The 14,193-nt window shown below is 67.0% G+C and carries 17 protein-coding genes; 1 reads left to right on the top strand and 16 read right to left on the bottom strand.

What is annotated here, in order from left to right:
• The 10 genes from dmpG to PHQ87_RS08790 all read right to left on the bottom strand — a co-directional run.
• Nucleotides 1-1,001: 4-hydroxy-2-oxovalerate aldolase (gene dmpG, locus PHQ87_RS08835; protein WP_300233123.1), on the bottom strand; the 1,001-nt coding region annotated here is incomplete at its 3' end.
• A gap of 26 nt (nucleotides 1,002-1,027) precedes the next feature.
• Entirely contained in the window at nucleotides 1,028-1,942 is a 915-nt protein-coding gene (locus PHQ87_RS08830; protein ID WP_300233122.1) for an acetaldehyde dehydrogenase (acetylating), read from the bottom strand.
• A gap of 34 nt (nucleotides 1,943-1,976) precedes the next feature.
• Complete coding sequence (locus tag PHQ87_RS08825; RefSeq protein WP_300233120.1) at nucleotides 1,977-2,540, bottom strand: antibiotic biosynthesis monooxygenase; 564 nt, start codon at nucleotides 2,538-2,540, stop codon at nucleotides 1,977-1,979.
• A gap of 22 nt (nucleotides 2,541-2,562) precedes the next feature.
• Complete coding sequence (gene dmpH / locus PHQ87_RS08820; protein WP_300233119.1) at nucleotides 2,563-3,351, bottom strand: 2-oxo-3-hexenedioate decarboxylase; 789 nt, start codon at nucleotides 3,349-3,351, stop codon at nucleotides 2,563-2,565.
• Between the two features lie 19 nt (nucleotides 3,352-3,370).
• Nucleotides 3,371-4,156, bottom strand: coding sequence for a 2-oxopent-4-enoate hydratase (dmpE, locus tag PHQ87_RS08815; protein WP_300233117.1), 786 nt, complete (start codon nucleotides 4,154-4,156; stop codon nucleotides 3,371-3,373).
• 21 nt (nucleotides 4,157-4,177) lie between these two features.
• Nucleotides 4,178-5,044: an alpha/beta hydrolase gene (locus PHQ87_RS08810; protein ID WP_300233115.1), complete on the bottom strand. Its 867-nt coding sequence runs from the start codon at nucleotides 5,042-5,044 to the stop codon at nucleotides 4,178-4,180.
• Entirely contained in the window at nucleotides 5,041-6,495 is a 1,455-nt protein-coding gene (locus PHQ87_RS08805) for a 2-hydroxymuconic semialdehyde dehydrogenase (protein ID WP_300233125.1), read from the bottom strand. The genes PHQ87_RS08810 and PHQ87_RS08805 overlap by 4 nt, the downstream gene beginning before the upstream one ends.
• A gap of 52 nt (nucleotides 6,496-6,547) precedes the next feature.
• Nucleotides 6,548-6,982: a heme-binding protein gene (locus PHQ87_RS08800; protein ID WP_300233113.1), complete on the bottom strand. Its 435-nt coding sequence runs from the start codon at nucleotides 6,980-6,982 to the stop codon at nucleotides 6,548-6,550.
• A gap of 138 nt (nucleotides 6,983-7,120) precedes the next feature.
• Nucleotides 7,121-8,047, bottom strand: a complete 927-nt coding sequence (locus PHQ87_RS08795) for a catechol 2,3-dioxygenase (protein WP_300233112.1) — start codon at nucleotides 8,045-8,047, stop codon at nucleotides 7,121-7,123.
• Nucleotides 8,038-8,409: a 2Fe-2S iron-sulfur cluster binding domain-containing protein gene (locus PHQ87_RS08790; protein WP_300233111.1), complete on the bottom strand. Its 372-nt coding sequence runs from the start codon at nucleotides 8,407-8,409 to the stop codon at nucleotides 8,038-8,040. The genes PHQ87_RS08795 and PHQ87_RS08790 overlap by 10 nt, the downstream gene beginning before the upstream one ends.
• Before the next feature lie 153 nt (nucleotides 8,410-8,562).
• Between PHQ87_RS08790 and PHQ87_RS08785 the strand changes: the two genes are divergently transcribed.
• Nucleotides 8,563-9,459, top strand: coding sequence for a LysR substrate-binding domain-containing protein (locus PHQ87_RS08785; protein WP_300233109.1), 897 nt, complete (start codon nucleotides 8,563-8,565; stop codon nucleotides 9,457-9,459).
• A 12-nt stretch (nucleotides 9,460-9,471) separates the two neighbouring features.
• Here PHQ87_RS08785 and PHQ87_RS08780 read toward each other — a convergent pair whose 3' ends face one another.
• Genes PHQ87_RS08780 through PHQ87_RS08755 form a run of 6 tightly spaced genes read right to left on the bottom strand, consistent with a single transcriptional unit; the run spans nucleotide 9,472 to nucleotide 14,025 of the window.
• Complete coding sequence (locus PHQ87_RS08780; RefSeq protein ID WP_300233108.1) at nucleotides 9,472-10,533, bottom strand: phenol 2-monooxygenase domain-containing protein; 1,062 nt, start codon at nucleotides 10,531-10,533, stop codon at nucleotides 9,472-9,474.
• Nucleotides 10,534-10,540: 7 nt separating this feature from the next.
• A complete protein-coding gene (locus PHQ87_RS08775; RefSeq protein WP_300233107.1) occupies nucleotides 10,541-10,897 on the bottom strand; it encodes a phenol hydroxylase subunit P4 in 357 nt (118 codons plus the stop codon).
• A complete protein-coding gene (locus PHQ87_RS08770) occupies nucleotides 10,894-12,456 on the bottom strand; it encodes an aromatic/alkene/methane monooxygenase hydroxylase/oxygenase subunit alpha (protein ID WP_300233106.1) in 1,563 nt (520 codons plus the stop codon). The genes PHQ87_RS08775 and PHQ87_RS08770 overlap by 4 nt, the downstream gene beginning before the upstream one ends.
• 23 nt (nucleotides 12,457-12,479) lie before the next feature.
• Nucleotides 12,480-12,749 (bottom strand): MmoB/DmpM family protein, encoded by a 270-nt coding sequence (locus tag PHQ87_RS08765; RefSeq protein ID WP_300233105.1) that lies wholly within the window; start codon nucleotides 12,747-12,749, stop codon nucleotides 12,480-12,482.
• 20 nt (nucleotides 12,750-12,769) lie between these two features.
• Entirely contained in the window at nucleotides 12,770-13,774 is a 1,005-nt protein-coding gene (locus tag PHQ87_RS08760) for an aromatic/alkene monooxygenase hydroxylase subunit beta (RefSeq protein WP_300233104.1), read from the bottom strand.
• Nucleotides 13,775-13,824: 50 nt separating this feature from the next.
• Entirely contained in the window at nucleotides 13,825-14,025 is a 201-nt protein-coding gene (locus tag PHQ87_RS08755) for a phenol hydroxylase subunit (protein ID WP_300233103.1), read from the bottom strand.
• Nucleotides 14,026-14,193 lie beyond the last annotated feature (168 nt).

Here is a 14,193-nt window from a genome sequence, read left to right as displayed (position 1 = left end):
AGGGCGGTGTCCTCGATCATGTCTTCCTGGCCGCCGACCATGCCGCGGCGGCCCATCTCGACCAGGATGTCGCGTGCGGACACGCCGTACTTCTGCTCGGCGCGCTTGGCAAACAGCAGGAAGGAGCCGTACACGCCGGCGTAGCCCAGCGTGAGCGCGTCGCGGTCGATGCGGATCGGGAAGTCCATGATCGGCACCACCAGGTCCTCGGCCACGTCCTGGATCTTGAACACGTCCACGCCGGTGGACACGCCCATCAGGTCGAGCACGGCGATGAGCACCTCCATCGGTGTGTTGCCCGCGCCCGCGCCCAGGCCGGCGGCGGCCGCATCGATGCGGTTGGCCCCCACCTCGATGGCGGCGATGGAGTTGGCCACGCCCATGGCCAGGTTGTGGTGGCCGTGAAAACCCAGCTCGGTCTCGGGCTTGAGCGCCTGGCGCACCGCGCCCACGCGTGCCTTGACGGTCTCGGGCAGCAGGTGGCCGGCCGAGTCGGTCACGTAGATGCAGTTGGCGCCGTAGCTCTCCATCAGTTTGGCCTGCTCGACCAGCTTCTCGGGGCTGGCCATGTGCGCCATCATCAGAAAGCCGACGGTGTCCATCTCCATCTTGCGCGCCAGCGTGATGTGCTGCTCGCTCACGTCGGCCTCGGTGCAGTGCGTGGCCACGCGGATGGTGTGCACGCCCAGGCCGTGCGCCATCTTCAGGTGATCGACGGTGCCGATGCCCGGCAGCAGCAGCGCCGAGACCTTGGCCTGCTTCATCAGCGGGATGACGGCGCCCAGGTACTCCTCGTCGGTGTGGGCCGGGAAGCCGTAGTTGACGCTGGAGCCGCCCAGGCCATCGCCGTGGGTCACCTCGATCAGCGGGATGCCGGCGGCATCCAGCCCCTGGGCGATGGTCTTCATCTGCTCCAGCGTCATCAGGTGGCGCTTGGGGTGCATGCCGTCGCGCAGCGTCATGTCGTGGACGGTGATCTTCTTGCCTTGCAGTGTGCTCATGGGGTGTTCTCTCCGGGGGATGGGACTCAGGCGGCGACGGGTTCGAGCACGAGCTCGCCCTTGAGGATTTCCTCGGCGAACATCTCGGCGGTGCGTGCGGCCGCGGCGGTCATGATGTCCAGGTTGCCGGCGTACTTGGGCAGGTAATCGCCCAGGCCCTCGACCTCCATGAAGACCGAGACGCGATCGCCGTCGAAGACCGGGCCGTTGACCAGCTTGTAGCCCGGCACGTACTTCTGCACCTCGGCGATCATGTCGTGGATCGAACGCGTGATGGCCTCCTGATTGGGCGTGCCCTCGACCAGGCAGTGCACCGTGTCGCGCATGATCAGCGGCGGCTCGGCCGGGTTGATGATGATGATGGCCTTGCCCTGCCTGGCGCCGCCGACCTTCTCGACGGCGCCGGCGGTGGTGCGCGTGAACTCGTCGATGTTCTTGCGCGTGCCCGGGCCGACCGAGCGGCTGGAGACGGTGGCGACGATCTCGCCGTAGCGCACCGGCTGCACGCGGCTGACCGCATAGACCATGGGGATGGTGGCCTGGCCGCCGCAGGTGACCATGTTGACGTTCATCTCGCGCTTGCCCACGTGCTCGCGCAGGTTGACGGGCGGCACGCAGTACGGGCCGATGGCCGCGGGCGTGAGGTCGATCATCAGCGCGCCCTCGGCGTTGACCTTGCGCGAGTTCTCGGCGTGCACGTAGGCGCTGGTGGCGTCGAAGACGATCTGCACGCCATCGGCCCTGATGTGCGGCACCAGGCCGTCCACGCCCTCGGCGGTGGTCTTGATGCCCAGCTCGCGGGCGCGCTTGAGGCCGTCGGACTGCGGGTCGATGCCCACCATCCACACAGGCTCCAGCACCGGACTGCGCTGCAGCTTGGCCAGCAGGTCGGTGCCGATGTTGCCCGGCCCGATCAGGGCGCATTTGATTTTCTTGCTCATGGGGAACAACTCCTGGAAAAGAAGAAGAGGGGGGTCAGCGGCCCGCATGGAGCCAGCCCGAGAGCCAGCGCGTCAGGCGCGGCGCCACCAGCCAGGTCATGATCAGCACCACCAGGATGGTGATGACGGCCACGCGCGGCACCAGCGGCCATGCCTCGAGCAGCGGGGCCACGGTCAGGAACAGGAACAGCACGGTCGGGAAGATGCCCAGCCAGGTCACCACCGCCACGCGCCAGCGCGGCGGTGCCTTGGGCCCGGGCGGCTGAAACCAGTACTCGACGCCGCTGACGCGGTCACGCTGTTCGCCCAGCGTGAGCGGCTGTATCTGGGCCAGCCAGTGCGCCCGTTCGGGCGAGGACTCCCAGGCCGCCAGATGCGCCTCGTCGTCGAAGGCGAACACGACGTGGTAGAGCATGGGCTCATTGCCGCTGCCCGGCTCGCCGGGACGGATCAGTTGCCCGCCGAGGTGGCCGGGAAAACCGTCGGCAGCGGCCAGCATGCCGGCCATGGCGGCTTCGAAGCGGGCCGCGGCGGCAGGTTCGACACGGCGCGTGATCAGCACCGTGACGGCACGGGGAGGCGTGGCAGGGCTGGACATGGTGATGTACCCGGTCCCGGGATCAGACGAAGCGCATGCCCACGGACCCGAGGTCCTGGAAGCGCACGTTCACGCTGTCGCCGGCCTGCACCGCGATGGCCTCGGTCACGCCGCCGGTCATGATGAAGCTGCCGGCCGGGATTTCCTGGCCGCGCGCGCCCAGGTGGTTGGCCAGGGCGGCAATGGCGGCGGCGGGGTGGCCCATCACGGCCGCGCCCGCGGCCATGGCCACGATCTGGCCGTTCTTCTCCAGCACCACGCCCAGCGTGCGCAGGTCCAGCTCTTCCACCCGGCGCGAGCGGCCGCCGATGACGAAGCGCGAGGCCGAGGTGTTGTCGGCGATCACGCTCTTGAGGTCGAACTTGAAGTCGCGGTAGCGGCTGTCGATGATTTCCACGCCGGGAATCACGAAGTCGATCGCGGCCATCACGGCGCCCACGTGGCAGCCGGGGCCCTTGAGCGGGGCCTTGGTGACGACACAGATTTCGGCCTCGACCTTGGGGTGGATGAGTTCGGCGGTCTTGATGTCGCTGCCTTCGGCGCAGGCCATGTAGTCGCTGACGAAACCGAAGACCGGCGTGTCCACGCCCATCTGCTTCATCTTGGCGTAGGAGGTCAGGCCGCACTTGAGGCCCACCGTTTTGTTGCCGCGGCCTTCCTTGCGTGCGCGGATCAGGTCCTGGATCGCGTAGGCGTCGTCCCAGTCCATGTCCGGGTGATCGTCGGTGATCTTGGTGACGTCCCGGGCCTGCAGCTCGGCGTTTTCGAGGTGCTCGGCCAGTTGGGCGAGGGTGTTCTTGTCGAGTGCCATGGTGATGCTCCCTTGCTGGTCAGGCCACGAAACGCACGGAGGTGCCGCCCAGGCCCCCCACGCTGCAGTACAGGCTGTCGCCTGCCACCACAGGTACCAGCGGCGATTGCGAGCCCGAGAGGATGATGTCGCCCGCCTTCAGGCCGATGCCCAGGCGGCCGAGCGTGTTGGCCAGCCAGGCCACCGCGTTGACCGGCGAGCCCTGCACCGACGCCCCGGTGGACGTGCTGATGATTTCGCCGTTCTTTTCCAGCACCATGCCGGCCAGCGCGAGGTCCAGGTCGCGCGGGCTGCGGCGCACGCCGCCCAGCGTGAGCACGCCACACGAGGCGTTGTCGGCCACGGTGTCCTGGATCTTGATCTTCCAGTCGCGGATGCGGCTGTCGACGATCTCGAAGCAGGGCATCACGCAGTCGGTGGCGCGCAGCACGTCGGCCGCGGTCACGCCCGGTCCTTCGAGGTCGCGCGCCAGGATGAAGGCGACCTCGGCCTCGGCCCGGGGCGCGATCATGCTGCCGACCGAAATCGGCTGGCCTTCGTTGTAGACCATGCCCGAGAGCAGGTGGCCGAAGTCGGGCTGGTTCACGCCCAGCATGTCCATCACGACCTGGCTGGTCACGCCGATCTTCTTGCCCACCACGGTCTCGCCCGCGTCCAGGCGGCGCTGGATCATGCGCAACTGGATCTGGTAGGCGTCCTCGATGGTGATGTCGGCCTCGCGCTCGGTGAGCGGCGCCACCGGCTGGCGGCTGAGCAGCGACTGGTAGAGCTCGTCGCCGTAGTGCTGGATCTTGGAGTTGTCCATGGTGTTCCGGGGGGTAATGGGTCAGGGGGCCGTGGCGGCCTGTGCGTCCGCCTCGGCCAGGAAATTGGCCACCAGTTGCGCGAAGCGCGCCGCGTGTTCGATCTGTGTCCAGTGGCCACAGTGGCCGAACACATGCAACTGGCTGTTGGGGATCCACTGGCTCAGCGTGAGCGAGGTCTGCAGCGGAATCACCTGGTCCTCGCGGCCGTGCACGATGAGCGTCTCGTGCGGCAGCGCGCGGATCGCCGATTCGGGGCTGGCCATGGCGTCGACCCAGCGCTGGCGCGGGGCCGGGAACATGGCCGAGAAGGATTCCTGGAAGCCGGGGCGGATGCTGGCCTGGTAGCGCAGCTCGGCCAGCTCGTCGGTGACCAGGGAGCGATCGTGGGCGAACACGTCCATGATCCGCTTCATGTTGTCCAGCGAGGGCTCGTAGCCCCAGACCGCGTCCAGGCCCGGCGTGATCGGGAAGGGCACACCCACGGAACCCATGAGCACCAGGCGGCGCACGCGCTGCGGGGCGCGAACGGCCAGTGCCAGCGAAAGCGCGCCGCCGAAGCTGTTGCCGACCACGTCGGCCTGCTCGACACCTATCGCGTCCAGCAGGTCCAGCGCCTGCTGCACCCAGGTGTCCATGTTGTAGGTGATGCCGGCCGGGCGGTCGGAGTAGCCGAAGCCGACCATGTCGGGCGCGATCACGCGGCGGTCCTTGGCGATGACCGGCATCGCCAGGCGCCAGTTGGCCCAGGCGCTGACCCCGGGGCCGGAGCCGTGGATGAACAGCACCGGCGGCTGGCCCGGCTTGGCGCTGCCCAGGTCGTGCACGTTGGTGTTGAACGCGCCCGTGCGGACGCTGCGGGCGATCTCGGGGTTGTGCGCGGCGTTCACAGTTTCACCATCACGTTGCGCAGTTCGGTGTAGAACTCCAGGGAATGCACGCCGCCTTCGCGGCCGATGCCCGAGGCCTTGGCGCCGCCGAAGGCGGTGCGCAGGTCGCGCAGGAACCAGCTGTTGATCCAGCACAGGCCGACCTCGATGGCCGCGGCCACGCGGTGTGCCTTGCCCAGGTCCTGGGTCCAGACGGTGGTGGCCAGGCCGTAGTCGGTGGCGTTGGCCAGTGCGATGGCCTCCTCTTCGGTGTCGAAGGGCGCGATGTGGCAGCAGGGGCCGAAGATCTCCTCGCGGATCACGCTGGCGCTTTCGGGCAGGCCGGTCCAGATGGTGGGCTGCACGAAGTGGCCGTTGGCGTATTCGCCTTCCATGGTCGGCACACCGCCGCCGGTGACGATGGTCGCGCCCTCGGCCCTGGCCTTGGCGTAGTAGCCCAGCACCTTGGCCTTGTGTTCGGCCGAGATAAGCGGGCCCAGGCCCACGCCCGGCGTGTCGGGGCCACCGATCTTCAGGCCCTCGGCCTTTTCCTTCAGCGCGGCGACGAACTGGTCGAAGATCGGTCGCTGCACGTACACGCGCTCGGTGCCCAGGCAGACCTGGCCGCAGTTCTCGAAGGCGCTGCGGGTGATGCCGGCAATCGCCTTGTCGAAGTCGGCGTCGGCGAACACGATGCCGGCGTTCTTGCCGCCCAGCTCGAAGCTGACCGGGCGCACGCCCTTGGCCGCGGCGGCCATGATGGCCTCGCCGGTGCGGGTTTCGCCGGTGAAGGTGATGCCGTTGATACCGGGATGTTGGGTGATGAACTCGCCGGCCGAGCCGGGGCCGAAGCCGTGCAGCACCTGGTACACGCCCTTGGGAATGCCGACCTTGTCCATCACCTCGCCCAGCAGCGTGGCGGTGGCGGGGGTTTCTTCCGAGGGCTTGACGATCACGGTGTTGCCGCAGGCCAGGGCCGGGCCGACCTTCCAGGTCATCAGCAGCAGGGGCAGGTTCCAGGGGCAGATCACGCCCACCACGCCCAGGGGCGTGCGCACGCCGTAGCTGATGGCCGTGCCGCCGTCGGGCGTGCTCATCTGGAAGCTCTCGGTCGGCACGTTCTTGACGATGTCGGCAAAGATCTTGAAGTTGGCCGCGCCACGCGGGATGTCGATGTGCGAGGCCAGCGAGCGCGGCTTGCCGGTGTCGGCCAGCTCGGCTTCGAGAAAGTCGTCGAAGCGGCGATTGATCTCGTCGGCCACCGCATGCAGCAGTTCGGCGCGGCGCACCACGCTCATCTTGCCCCACTCGCCCTTGAGCGCGGCGCGGCCTGCGGCGACGGCCTGGTCGACCTCGGCCCGGCCGGCCTCGTGCACCAGGCCGATCACGTCATTGGTGGCGGGGTTGCGGTTTTCGAAGGTCTTGGCGGTGGCGACGAATTCGCCGTTGATGTAGTTGAGGAACTGTTTCATGGTCATGGTGTGCTCAGGCAGCGAATGCCCGCGGGTCATCGTTGGGGGGAGGTCAGGTCAGGGCCAGCAGGGCATCGATGGCGGCCTGGGCGCAGACGGTGTCCTGCTCGGCCGAGCCGCCGGAAACACCGATACCGCCGATCAGTTGCTCGCCGGCGCGGATGGGCAGGCCACCGCCGAAGGTCACCAGGCGCGCGCGCTGCGGCATGCCGATGCGCAGGCCCTCATCGCCGGCCAGGATCTGCGGCCAGTCGGCCGTGGGAAAGCCGAAGCTGGCCGCGGTGTAGGCCTTGTCGATGGCGATGTCGATCGAATGCAGAAACGCATTGGGCATGCGCAGGAACGCGACCAACGTGCCCGAAACATCGGTCACGGCCACGTTGATGCGAATCCCCAATGCCTCCGCCTGGGCCACTGCGGCACCGCAGGCCTCCGAGGCTGCCCGGGCGGAAATCACGAAAGAAGGAACAGCAAGTGAAGGGTGCATGAGACAAATCCGAATGAAGCAGTGCCAAGCGCCAAGGCGCCGTGGAACCGGCTTGGCCGGGCCACTGGCGCCGTCCCCCCCAAGCGCCGCGCAGCGGCGCGCCAGGGAGGGGGGAAGCGGCGAAGCCGCGCAGGGGGGTCAGGTCACCACGCTCAGGAAGGCGTCGTTGAGCTTGCGGTCATGGTAGAAAATGCCGCGTCCCACTTCCTCCCAGCTCCAGGTGATGGGATGCATGTCGGGGTAGTGGTCGTAGCCGCCGCTGAAGGTTTCCAGCCGGTTGCCGCTGGGGTCGAAGAAGTAGATCGTCGTGCCCTGCGTGATGCCGTGGCGGGTGGGGCCGATGTCGATCGAGACCCGGTTGACGCTCATGATGTCGGCCGCGCGCAGCACGCTTTCCCAGCTCGGCATCTGGAACGACACGTGGTGCAGCTTGCCGTCTTCGGCGTGGCGCACGAAAGCGATGTCGTGGGCCTTGGCGCTGCAGGTGAGCCACACGGCCAGGTCGGTCTTGCCATCCTCGAGCTTGACGCGCTCGACCAGCGTGAAGCCCAGCACCTCGGTGAACAGCTTGACGTTGCCGTCGATGTCACCGCCGTACAGCAGGGCGTGGTCCATGCGGATCGGGCGGATGCCGGGGCCATCGATCACGTCGACGTCGGGGTCCAGATAGCCCTTGCCATTGCCCACATCGGTTTTGTCGGCATACAGCTCGATGCTGTGGCCCGTGGGGATCTGGAAGCGCACGCGCTCGCCGGTTTCCAGCAGTTCGCCGGCCGGGATGCGTTCGGTCTTGACACCGTAGGCCTGCAGCTTGCGGTCGAAGTCGTCCAGTGTGGCCTTGTCCAGCACCTTGAAGGCGAAGAAGTCGATGCCGGCCTCATCGGCCTGGCGCAGGATCACGCTATTGTGATCGCGCTCGTTGCGGGTCTTGAAATAGGCGCGGCCCTGGCCGTCGCGGCCCATGGGCTGCAAGCCCATGACGTCGGTGTACCACTTCACCGATTCTTCCAGATCGAGCACGCGGATCTGGGCGTGTCCTGGACGCAAAACACCTGTCATTGCCATGATGAGTCTCCTTGCCTTGGTTGGTTCATGGTTGGGGGGGGTGGAAGTGACGCCAACGGGCGGCACACGTTCTTCTTCATTGCTCCGATCACGCTGACGCGCAGATCGCTGGCGGGGTAGATGCGGCACGAGAGCACGCAGCCGTTTTGCTCGTCCTCGGGGCTGATGTGCGCGCGGCTCATCACACGCCGCACGTACTGGCCTTCAAGCACTTGCACCTTGCACACCCCGCAGCCGCCCTGGCGGCACCCCACGGGGATACCTCTTCTGCCCAGCGCCACCATGCCTTCGAGCACGGACCGCTTGTCCGTACAGGCGTAGTGCTCACCGGTGTTTTCGATGCGGATGGTGAATTTCTGCATGAGGTCCGTCTCCTATCCGGTGCTCTTGTGGAACAGCGTCGGCACCGTGATGGACAGGACCGACGATAGGTGGGCTTCGCCATGCTGTCCAATACCATTTTCCTGGTTGTTTGATACCATTTCGGTATTGAGTTGTGGGACACAGGAGATGCCATGGACTTGCGCGACATGCGCCACTTCCTCGCCGTGGCCGAGGAAGGCCACATTGGCCGCGCGGCGGCCCGCCTGCACCTGTCGCAGCCACCGCTGACGCGGCACATCCAGGCGCTGGAGGAAAAGATCGGCGCGCCACTGTTCTTGCGCACGCCCAAGGGCGTGACCTTGACCGAGGCGGGCCGGACCCTGCTGGAGGAAGTGCCCAACCTGCTGGCGCTCGCGCAGCGGGCGGCCGAGCGGGCGCGTCTGGCCGGGCAGGGGCTGATCGGGCAGCTTGACGTCGGGCTGTTCGGCTCCGGCGTGCTCGACGTCATCCCGCGCATGCTGGCGCGCTTCCATGAGGCGCGGCCCGAGGTCAAGATCGTGCTGCACAACCTGACCAAGGACGCCCAGTTGCAGGCCCTGCGTGAGCGGCGCATTTCGATCGGTTTCAACCGCCTGGTGCCCCGGGAGGCCGGCATCACCACCGAGGCGGTGATGCGTGAGCCGCTGATGGTGGCCATTCCGGCCGCCCATCCGCTGGCCGTGCGGCCCTCGCTGAGCCTGCCGGATCTGGCCGATGTGCCGCTCATCCTCTATCCCAACGTGCCCATGCGCGGCCTGGCGCAGGAAGTCACCGACGCCTTCCGCACCGAGGGCGTGCCGTTCGAGGTCGAACAGGAGGTCGAGGACGCCGTCACGGCCCTGGCCCTGGTCTCGGTGGGCTTCGGCGCGGCCATCACCACGCAGTCGGCATCCAACCTGCGTCTGCCGGGCGTGGTGTTCCGGCCGCTGCACAGCCGCCGGCTCAGGGATCTGGAGCTCAGCTGTCTGTACCGCAGCGGTGACACCTCGCCGGTGCTGCGCGCTTTCCTGGACGTGGTGCATGAATTCGCCCGTGATCACCAGCGTTGACATAGTCGGGCCTCAGACGCGGCGGAACAGCGGGCTGCGGGCGGCCTGCGCGTCGGCCGCCGAGAGGAACTTCTCGGTGTAGATGTCGCGCTCGAACAGGCGGCCCTGCATCAGGGTGGAGATGCAGGCCTCGATCATGGGCGGCGGCCCGCACAGGTAGGCCTTCTGGCCCACAAAGCTGCCGCCGAAATGCGCCTTGGCCGCTTCGTGCACGAAGCCGCGGAAGCCGTCCCAGTCCGAGCCCTCGGGCTCGTGCGAGAGCGCCGGCACGTACGAGAAGTTGGCGTGCTGTTCGGCGAGCGCGCGGAACTCGGCGTCGTAGTACAGCTCCTCGTGCGAACGCTGTCCGTAGACCAGGGTGATCGGCAGCGTGCAGCCGCGCGAGAGCAGGTCCACGATCATCGAGCGCGGGCTCGACAGCCCCGAGCCGCCGGCCATGAACAGCATCGGCTGGCGCGCCGACTCGCGCACGAAGAAACGGCCGTAGGGGCCTGCCACGCGCAGGCGGTCGCCGGCCTTGAGCTGCTCGTGCAGCCAGGTGGTGCCGGCGCCGCCGGGCAGCTTGCGCACGTTGAGCTCGATGCCCTTGGTGGCGGCCACGTCGGCGGGTTGATTGGCGATAGAGAAGGCGCGGCTGCCGACGCCCGGGATTTCCACCTGCACGTACTGCCCCGCCTGGAAGTCGATGGCCTTGTCCAGCTGCAGGTGGATCGCCTTGATGGTGGGCGTGAGGTCCTCGACGCGGCTGACCGTGGCCGCGAAGTCGCGCACCGGGATCACGCGCGCATCGGGTTCCTCGTCGATGTCGGCCTCGATGGTGGTGTCGGCCTGCAGCGTGGCGCAGCAGGCCAGGGTCTTGCCGTCGTCGCGCTCGAAGTCCATCAGCGCGAACGGGTTGGCCGCGCCGTGGTCCACCTCGCCATCGCAGACCTGCACCTTGCAGGTGCCGCAGAGGCCGTGGCCGCAGGCGTGCGGCAGGTAGAGACCCTGCCGCAGCACCGCGTCCAGCACGGTCTGGCCTTCTTCGACTTCGATGGTCGCGCCCAGCGGCTCGATCGTCAGTTGGTAGCTCATGGCCGGATCAGCTGAACGAACCTTTGATCCCTGTGAGCCCAGGGGTTCTGAAGCGGATCGCGTCCTTGTGCACCAGGCCGTTCTCGGCCAGCGACTTGGCCGGGTCGGGCGTCCAGGGCTGGCCGTTCTTCTTCCACTCGGCCCGGGCCCAGTCGATCCTGGCGAAGTCCGGGTGGTAACCGTAGATGCCGGGCAGCACCGCGGCCGACAGCGCGCCGAACGGGGTGTCCGGCGGCAGTGGCAGGCAGAAGGGCGCGCAGAACAGCAGGTGGTCTTCCCAGCCGATGTACAGCAGCGGTGCGGGGAAGTTCTCGCGCACGTCCTTCATCGGGAACGCGTAAGGGGCGGTGGCGACGACGCTCATTTCGCTTCTCCTTTCTCCACGGATTCGCCCTTCCAGGCGGCAAAGTTTTTCTGGTCTTCCGAACCTTCGAAGTCGAAGTTGTCGCGACCCACGTCCATCTCGTAGTACTTGAGCACGGCCAGCAACGGGTCGAAGCCTTCGGCGGTCGGGTCGGTGCCCTCGGGGAAGCAGTGGCCCTGGTAGATCTGGTGCACCGGCAGCCAGCTCTGCACGTACTTCTCGGGTTCGTCGTCGAAGATGTGCTTGCAGTGGTCGGAGCAGAAGTGGTACTTGTTGCCGAAGTAGTCCGACTCGCGATAGCAGATCTTGGTCGGGTCGCCCTCTTCGGTGAACAGCATCGGGATCTGGCAGGTGGTGCACAGCATCGGCAGCGTCTTGTTGTAGAACCGGTTGCCGGCCTGCTGCTGCTCGCGGAAATACTCGAGGCGCGGACGGTGGTACTTGTCGAAGCTCTCGGGGTACTTCTGCGACAGCCAGTCCATCTCCTCGTCGCTGGGCACCCAGGTGTGGAAGGGTGCGGCGGCGTTGTAGTTGTAGAAGGTGTTCCAGGCCTGGTGGCTGATGTGGTCCTTGCCTTCGCAGGCCTGTTTCCAGCCCGCGGGCTCGCGGATGCCGTAGCGCGCCAGGTCCTTGAACAGCGCGCCGCCGTTGGCCTCGGCGTACATCTCCCAGGCCTCCTTCCAGCTCATCACACGCTTGGGCAGCATGTAGTCCTGCATCATGGCCACCAGCGTGAGCAGGCGATAGCCGCGCCAGAACCACTTGTCGATCCACTTCTGCACGATCGGCACGTTGCCCGGATCCTGTTCGAGCATGAACTTGATGCACTCGATGCCCAGCGTCATGTGGCGCGACTCGTCGCTTTGCGCCGAGAAGCCGAAGGTCACCGTGCTCATGTCGCCGTTGTGCGCCGCGCCGCTCATGAACGGCACGAACAGCAGGTTGGTCAGCACGTACTCGAAGCTGAAGCTCACCGCGGTGAGGAACTCGAACGGGCCGGCCGTGCAGGCGTCCTCGAAGAAGCTCTTGGGCACGGACAGGTACCACACGCGGTCGAACCAGTGGTTCGAGTGGTGCATGCCATTGAAGTACTTGTTGTAGTGGCTGATGGCGTGCGTCTCGGTCTGGTAGTGGCGCAGCTCGTCGATGCTCTGCATCTGCGCGGCCACGCGCGCGCCCACGCCGCTGAACTGCCGGCCCACGTGGGCGAAGCCCCGGTGGGCGTAGTACTCCAGCGGCGTCACGCCCTGGATGAACAGCTTCAGCGCATTGACGTAGCGCGCGTCGCTGATGCCGAGCTGGCCGTTGTTCTGCGCGAAGGCATCGATCACGGCGTAGAGCTTCTTTTCCTTTTCGCCCTGGTACTTCCAGTAGGCGTCCATGGTCAGGCGGAACGGGTCCTGCCAGGCGTCCCAGTCGTGGATCTTGATGCCCTCGTAGGTGTCGTACGGGAACACCTTGTCCATCGGCTGGTAGGTGGTTTCCCAGCCCAGACCGCGGGTCATGGCGGCGTAGCGTTCCTTCAGGCCCAGCTTCTTGCTCGCAACTCTCGTGTCCATGCGTGTCTCCTTCTGTTCTCGAATCAGTGTTTCCAGCTCAGCGTGAGCTGGTCGTCGTCCTCGTCGATGTGGCCCGACAGCGTGACCAGGTTGACGTGGATGGCTTGCAGGTCGTAGGGGCGGCCGGTCAGCCCTTCGATGGTGTCGCGGCGGATGGTCAGCCGACCCGGGGCATCGATCTTGATCAGGCCGGGTGAGTGCACCACCTGGGCCTCGGGGTTGTCGGCGATGATGGCGTCCACCACGGGACGGGCCTCTTCGTTGGCCTGGAAGGCGATGAAGACGTTGGACATGGGTGCTCCTTGGGGTGGTGTCAGACGTTGTCGAGATCCAGACCGGCCTTGGCGGCGCGGGCCTCCATGGCCTGGCGGGCCTCGTCGAGGGCGGCCTGGGCGTGCTCGCCCAGCGCCACCCGGGCCACCGGTGCCAGCGCGGCGTAGGCGCGCTCCCCCCAGGCACGTGCCCATTGCGACAGCAGACGGCGGTTGTCCTCGGACTCGGCGGCGGCCACCTTGATCACGGCGTCGATCCAGCGTGCGCTCTCGTCGTGCCACTCGGGCATGAAGGCAGTCAGCATCGCCACGGCGGTGCCGCCCTGCAGTGCCACGTGGTCGTCCACGAAGCTGCCATAGATCAGCGGGTACAACTGGCCATCGAGCGCCAGGTTCTGAGCCACGAACAGCTCGAACGGGTCCTGCACCACGAAGCTGTCCTCGACCAGGCGGCGCAGTGGTTGCCATTCGGGCGCGTCCAGCCAGGCCTGTTTGGCCGTCTCCAGCGCTTCGGGGGCGCCGATCACCAGGCCCAGGCGGGTGAGGTATTGCGCCACGCCCAGGTTGTCCATCGCATGGAACATGGCCGGTGCCGTGAAGGCCGTGCCATAGCCGTAGGCGCAGATGGCGGTGTTGTTCATGTTCGCACCCCAGGCCGCGTGACGCAGGGGCAGCAGCACCTGGAGCACCTGTTCGCGCAGGGCGTCGCTCATCAGCACGCCCATGCGCTTGCTGTCGACGAAAGCGAAATTCGACTCCATGGCATCCTGCTGGCGCGCACGGGTCATCGTCCAGGTGGCGTAGTAGAACTGGCGCGGGTCGCGCAGCGCGTACCAGTCGGCCAGCCGGATCGCGCTGCGCGAGGCGTCGAACAGCTCGTGTGCCGGGTCCCAGGTGGGCCGGTAGTGGAAGTTCACCCTGGGTTGCGCACCCAGCGTGGCTTCCTGGTAGCGCGAGGCCGTCTTGTCGCCCCCGATGTATGTCGCGACGTGCGCGAAGGTGTTGCGCAAGGGGGTGATCTCGCGCGCCTGCAGGTCGATGTTCATCGTCGTTGGTCTCCTGGGTTGTAGTAGTGGATGCCGGGGCCGGTCGGTGCTCAGGTGTCGAGCCGCCGGACCCGGTTGACGCGGCAGAACTCCTCGAAGGCCTGCGGCGGCAGCAGCAACTCCACCGCCAGCTCAGGCCAACCGATCGAGAACTCGAAGCTCACCAGTCCCTCCGGCAGATGGGCCAGCACGCGCACGTAGCGCAGCGAGGTATCGGCGATCGGCAGGGCGGGGGTGGCGTCGGATGTCATGGAGGTCTCTCGCATCGGTTGCCCGGCCGTGATTGCACGGCGTGTGCCAGTTGCGCCCAACGGTGCCGAAAATCTCGATATTCGAGGGAATACCCTGACGAAAATGACCCGTTCGCCGTGCGCACGTCGCACGGGTCACCGGCAGATATCCACATTGCTGCATTGCAG

The sequence above is a fragment of the Hydrogenophaga sp. genome (genome assembly GCF_028698005.1).
GTDB lineage: Bacteria > Pseudomonadota > Gammaproteobacteria > Burkholderiales > Burkholderiaceae_C > Hydrogenophaga.
Note: the sequence above shows the minus strand (reverse complement) of the source record. Positions and strands in the feature narration are given on the sequence as shown.

Bases quoted from the DNA above. Each gene is read 5' to 3' on its own strand.
- PHQ87_RS08825 (WP_300233120.1), bottom strand. From the start codon at position 2,540: ATGTCCAGCCCTGCCACGCCTCCCCGTGCCGTCACGGTGCTGATCACG.
- dmpE (WP_300233117.1), bottom strand. From the start codon at position 4,156: ATGGACAACTCCAAGATCCAGCACTACGGCGACGAGCTCTACCAGTCG.
- PHQ87_RS08805 (WP_300233125.1), bottom strand. From the start codon at position 6,495: ATGAAACAGTTCCTCAACTACATCAACGGCGAATTCGTCGCCACCGCC.
- PHQ87_RS08770 (WP_300233106.1), bottom strand. From the start codon at position 12,456: ATGGACACGAGAGTTGCGAGCAAGAAGCTGGGCCTGAAGGAACGCTAC.
- PHQ87_RS08800 (WP_300233113.1), bottom strand. From the start codon at position 6,982: ATGCACCCTTCACTTGCTGTTCCTTCTTTCGTGATTTCCGCCCGGGCA.
- dmpH (WP_300233119.1), bottom strand. From the start codon at position 3,351: ATGGCACTCGACAAGAACACCCTCGCCCAACTGGCCGAGCACCTCGAA.
- PHQ87_RS08775 (WP_300233107.1), bottom strand. From the start codon at position 10,897: ATGAGCGTCGTCGCCACCGCCCCTTACGCGTTCCCGATGAAGGACGTG.
- PHQ87_RS08780 (WP_300233108.1), bottom strand. From the start codon at position 10,533: ATGAGCTACCAACTGACGATCGAGCCGCTGGGCGCGACCATCGAAGTC.
- PHQ87_RS08755 (WP_300233103.1), bottom strand. From the start codon at position 14,025: ATGACATCCGACGCCACCCCCGCCCTGCCGATCGCCGATACCTCGCTG.
- PHQ87_RS08765 (WP_300233105.1), bottom strand. From the start codon at position 12,749: ATGTCCAACGTCTTCATCGCCTTCCAGGCCAACGAAGAGGCCCGTCCC.
- PHQ87_RS08785 (WP_300233109.1), top strand. From the start codon at position 8,563: ATGGACTTGCGCGACATGCGCCACTTCCTCGCCGTGGCCGAGGAAGGC.
- PHQ87_RS08830 (WP_300233122.1), bottom strand. From the start codon at position 1,942: ATGAGCAAGAAAATCAAATGCGCCCTGATCGGGCCGGGCAACATCGGC.
- PHQ87_RS08760 (WP_300233104.1), bottom strand. From the start codon at position 13,774: ATGAACATCGACCTGCAGGCGCGCGAGATCACCCCCTTGCGCAACACC.
- PHQ87_RS08790 (WP_300233111.1), bottom strand. From the start codon at position 8,409: ATGCAGAAATTCACCATCCGCATCGAAAACACCGGTGAGCACTACGCC.
- PHQ87_RS08795 (WP_300233112.1), bottom strand. From the start codon at position 8,047: ATGGCAATGACAGGTGTTTTGCGTCCAGGACACGCCCAGATCCGCGTG.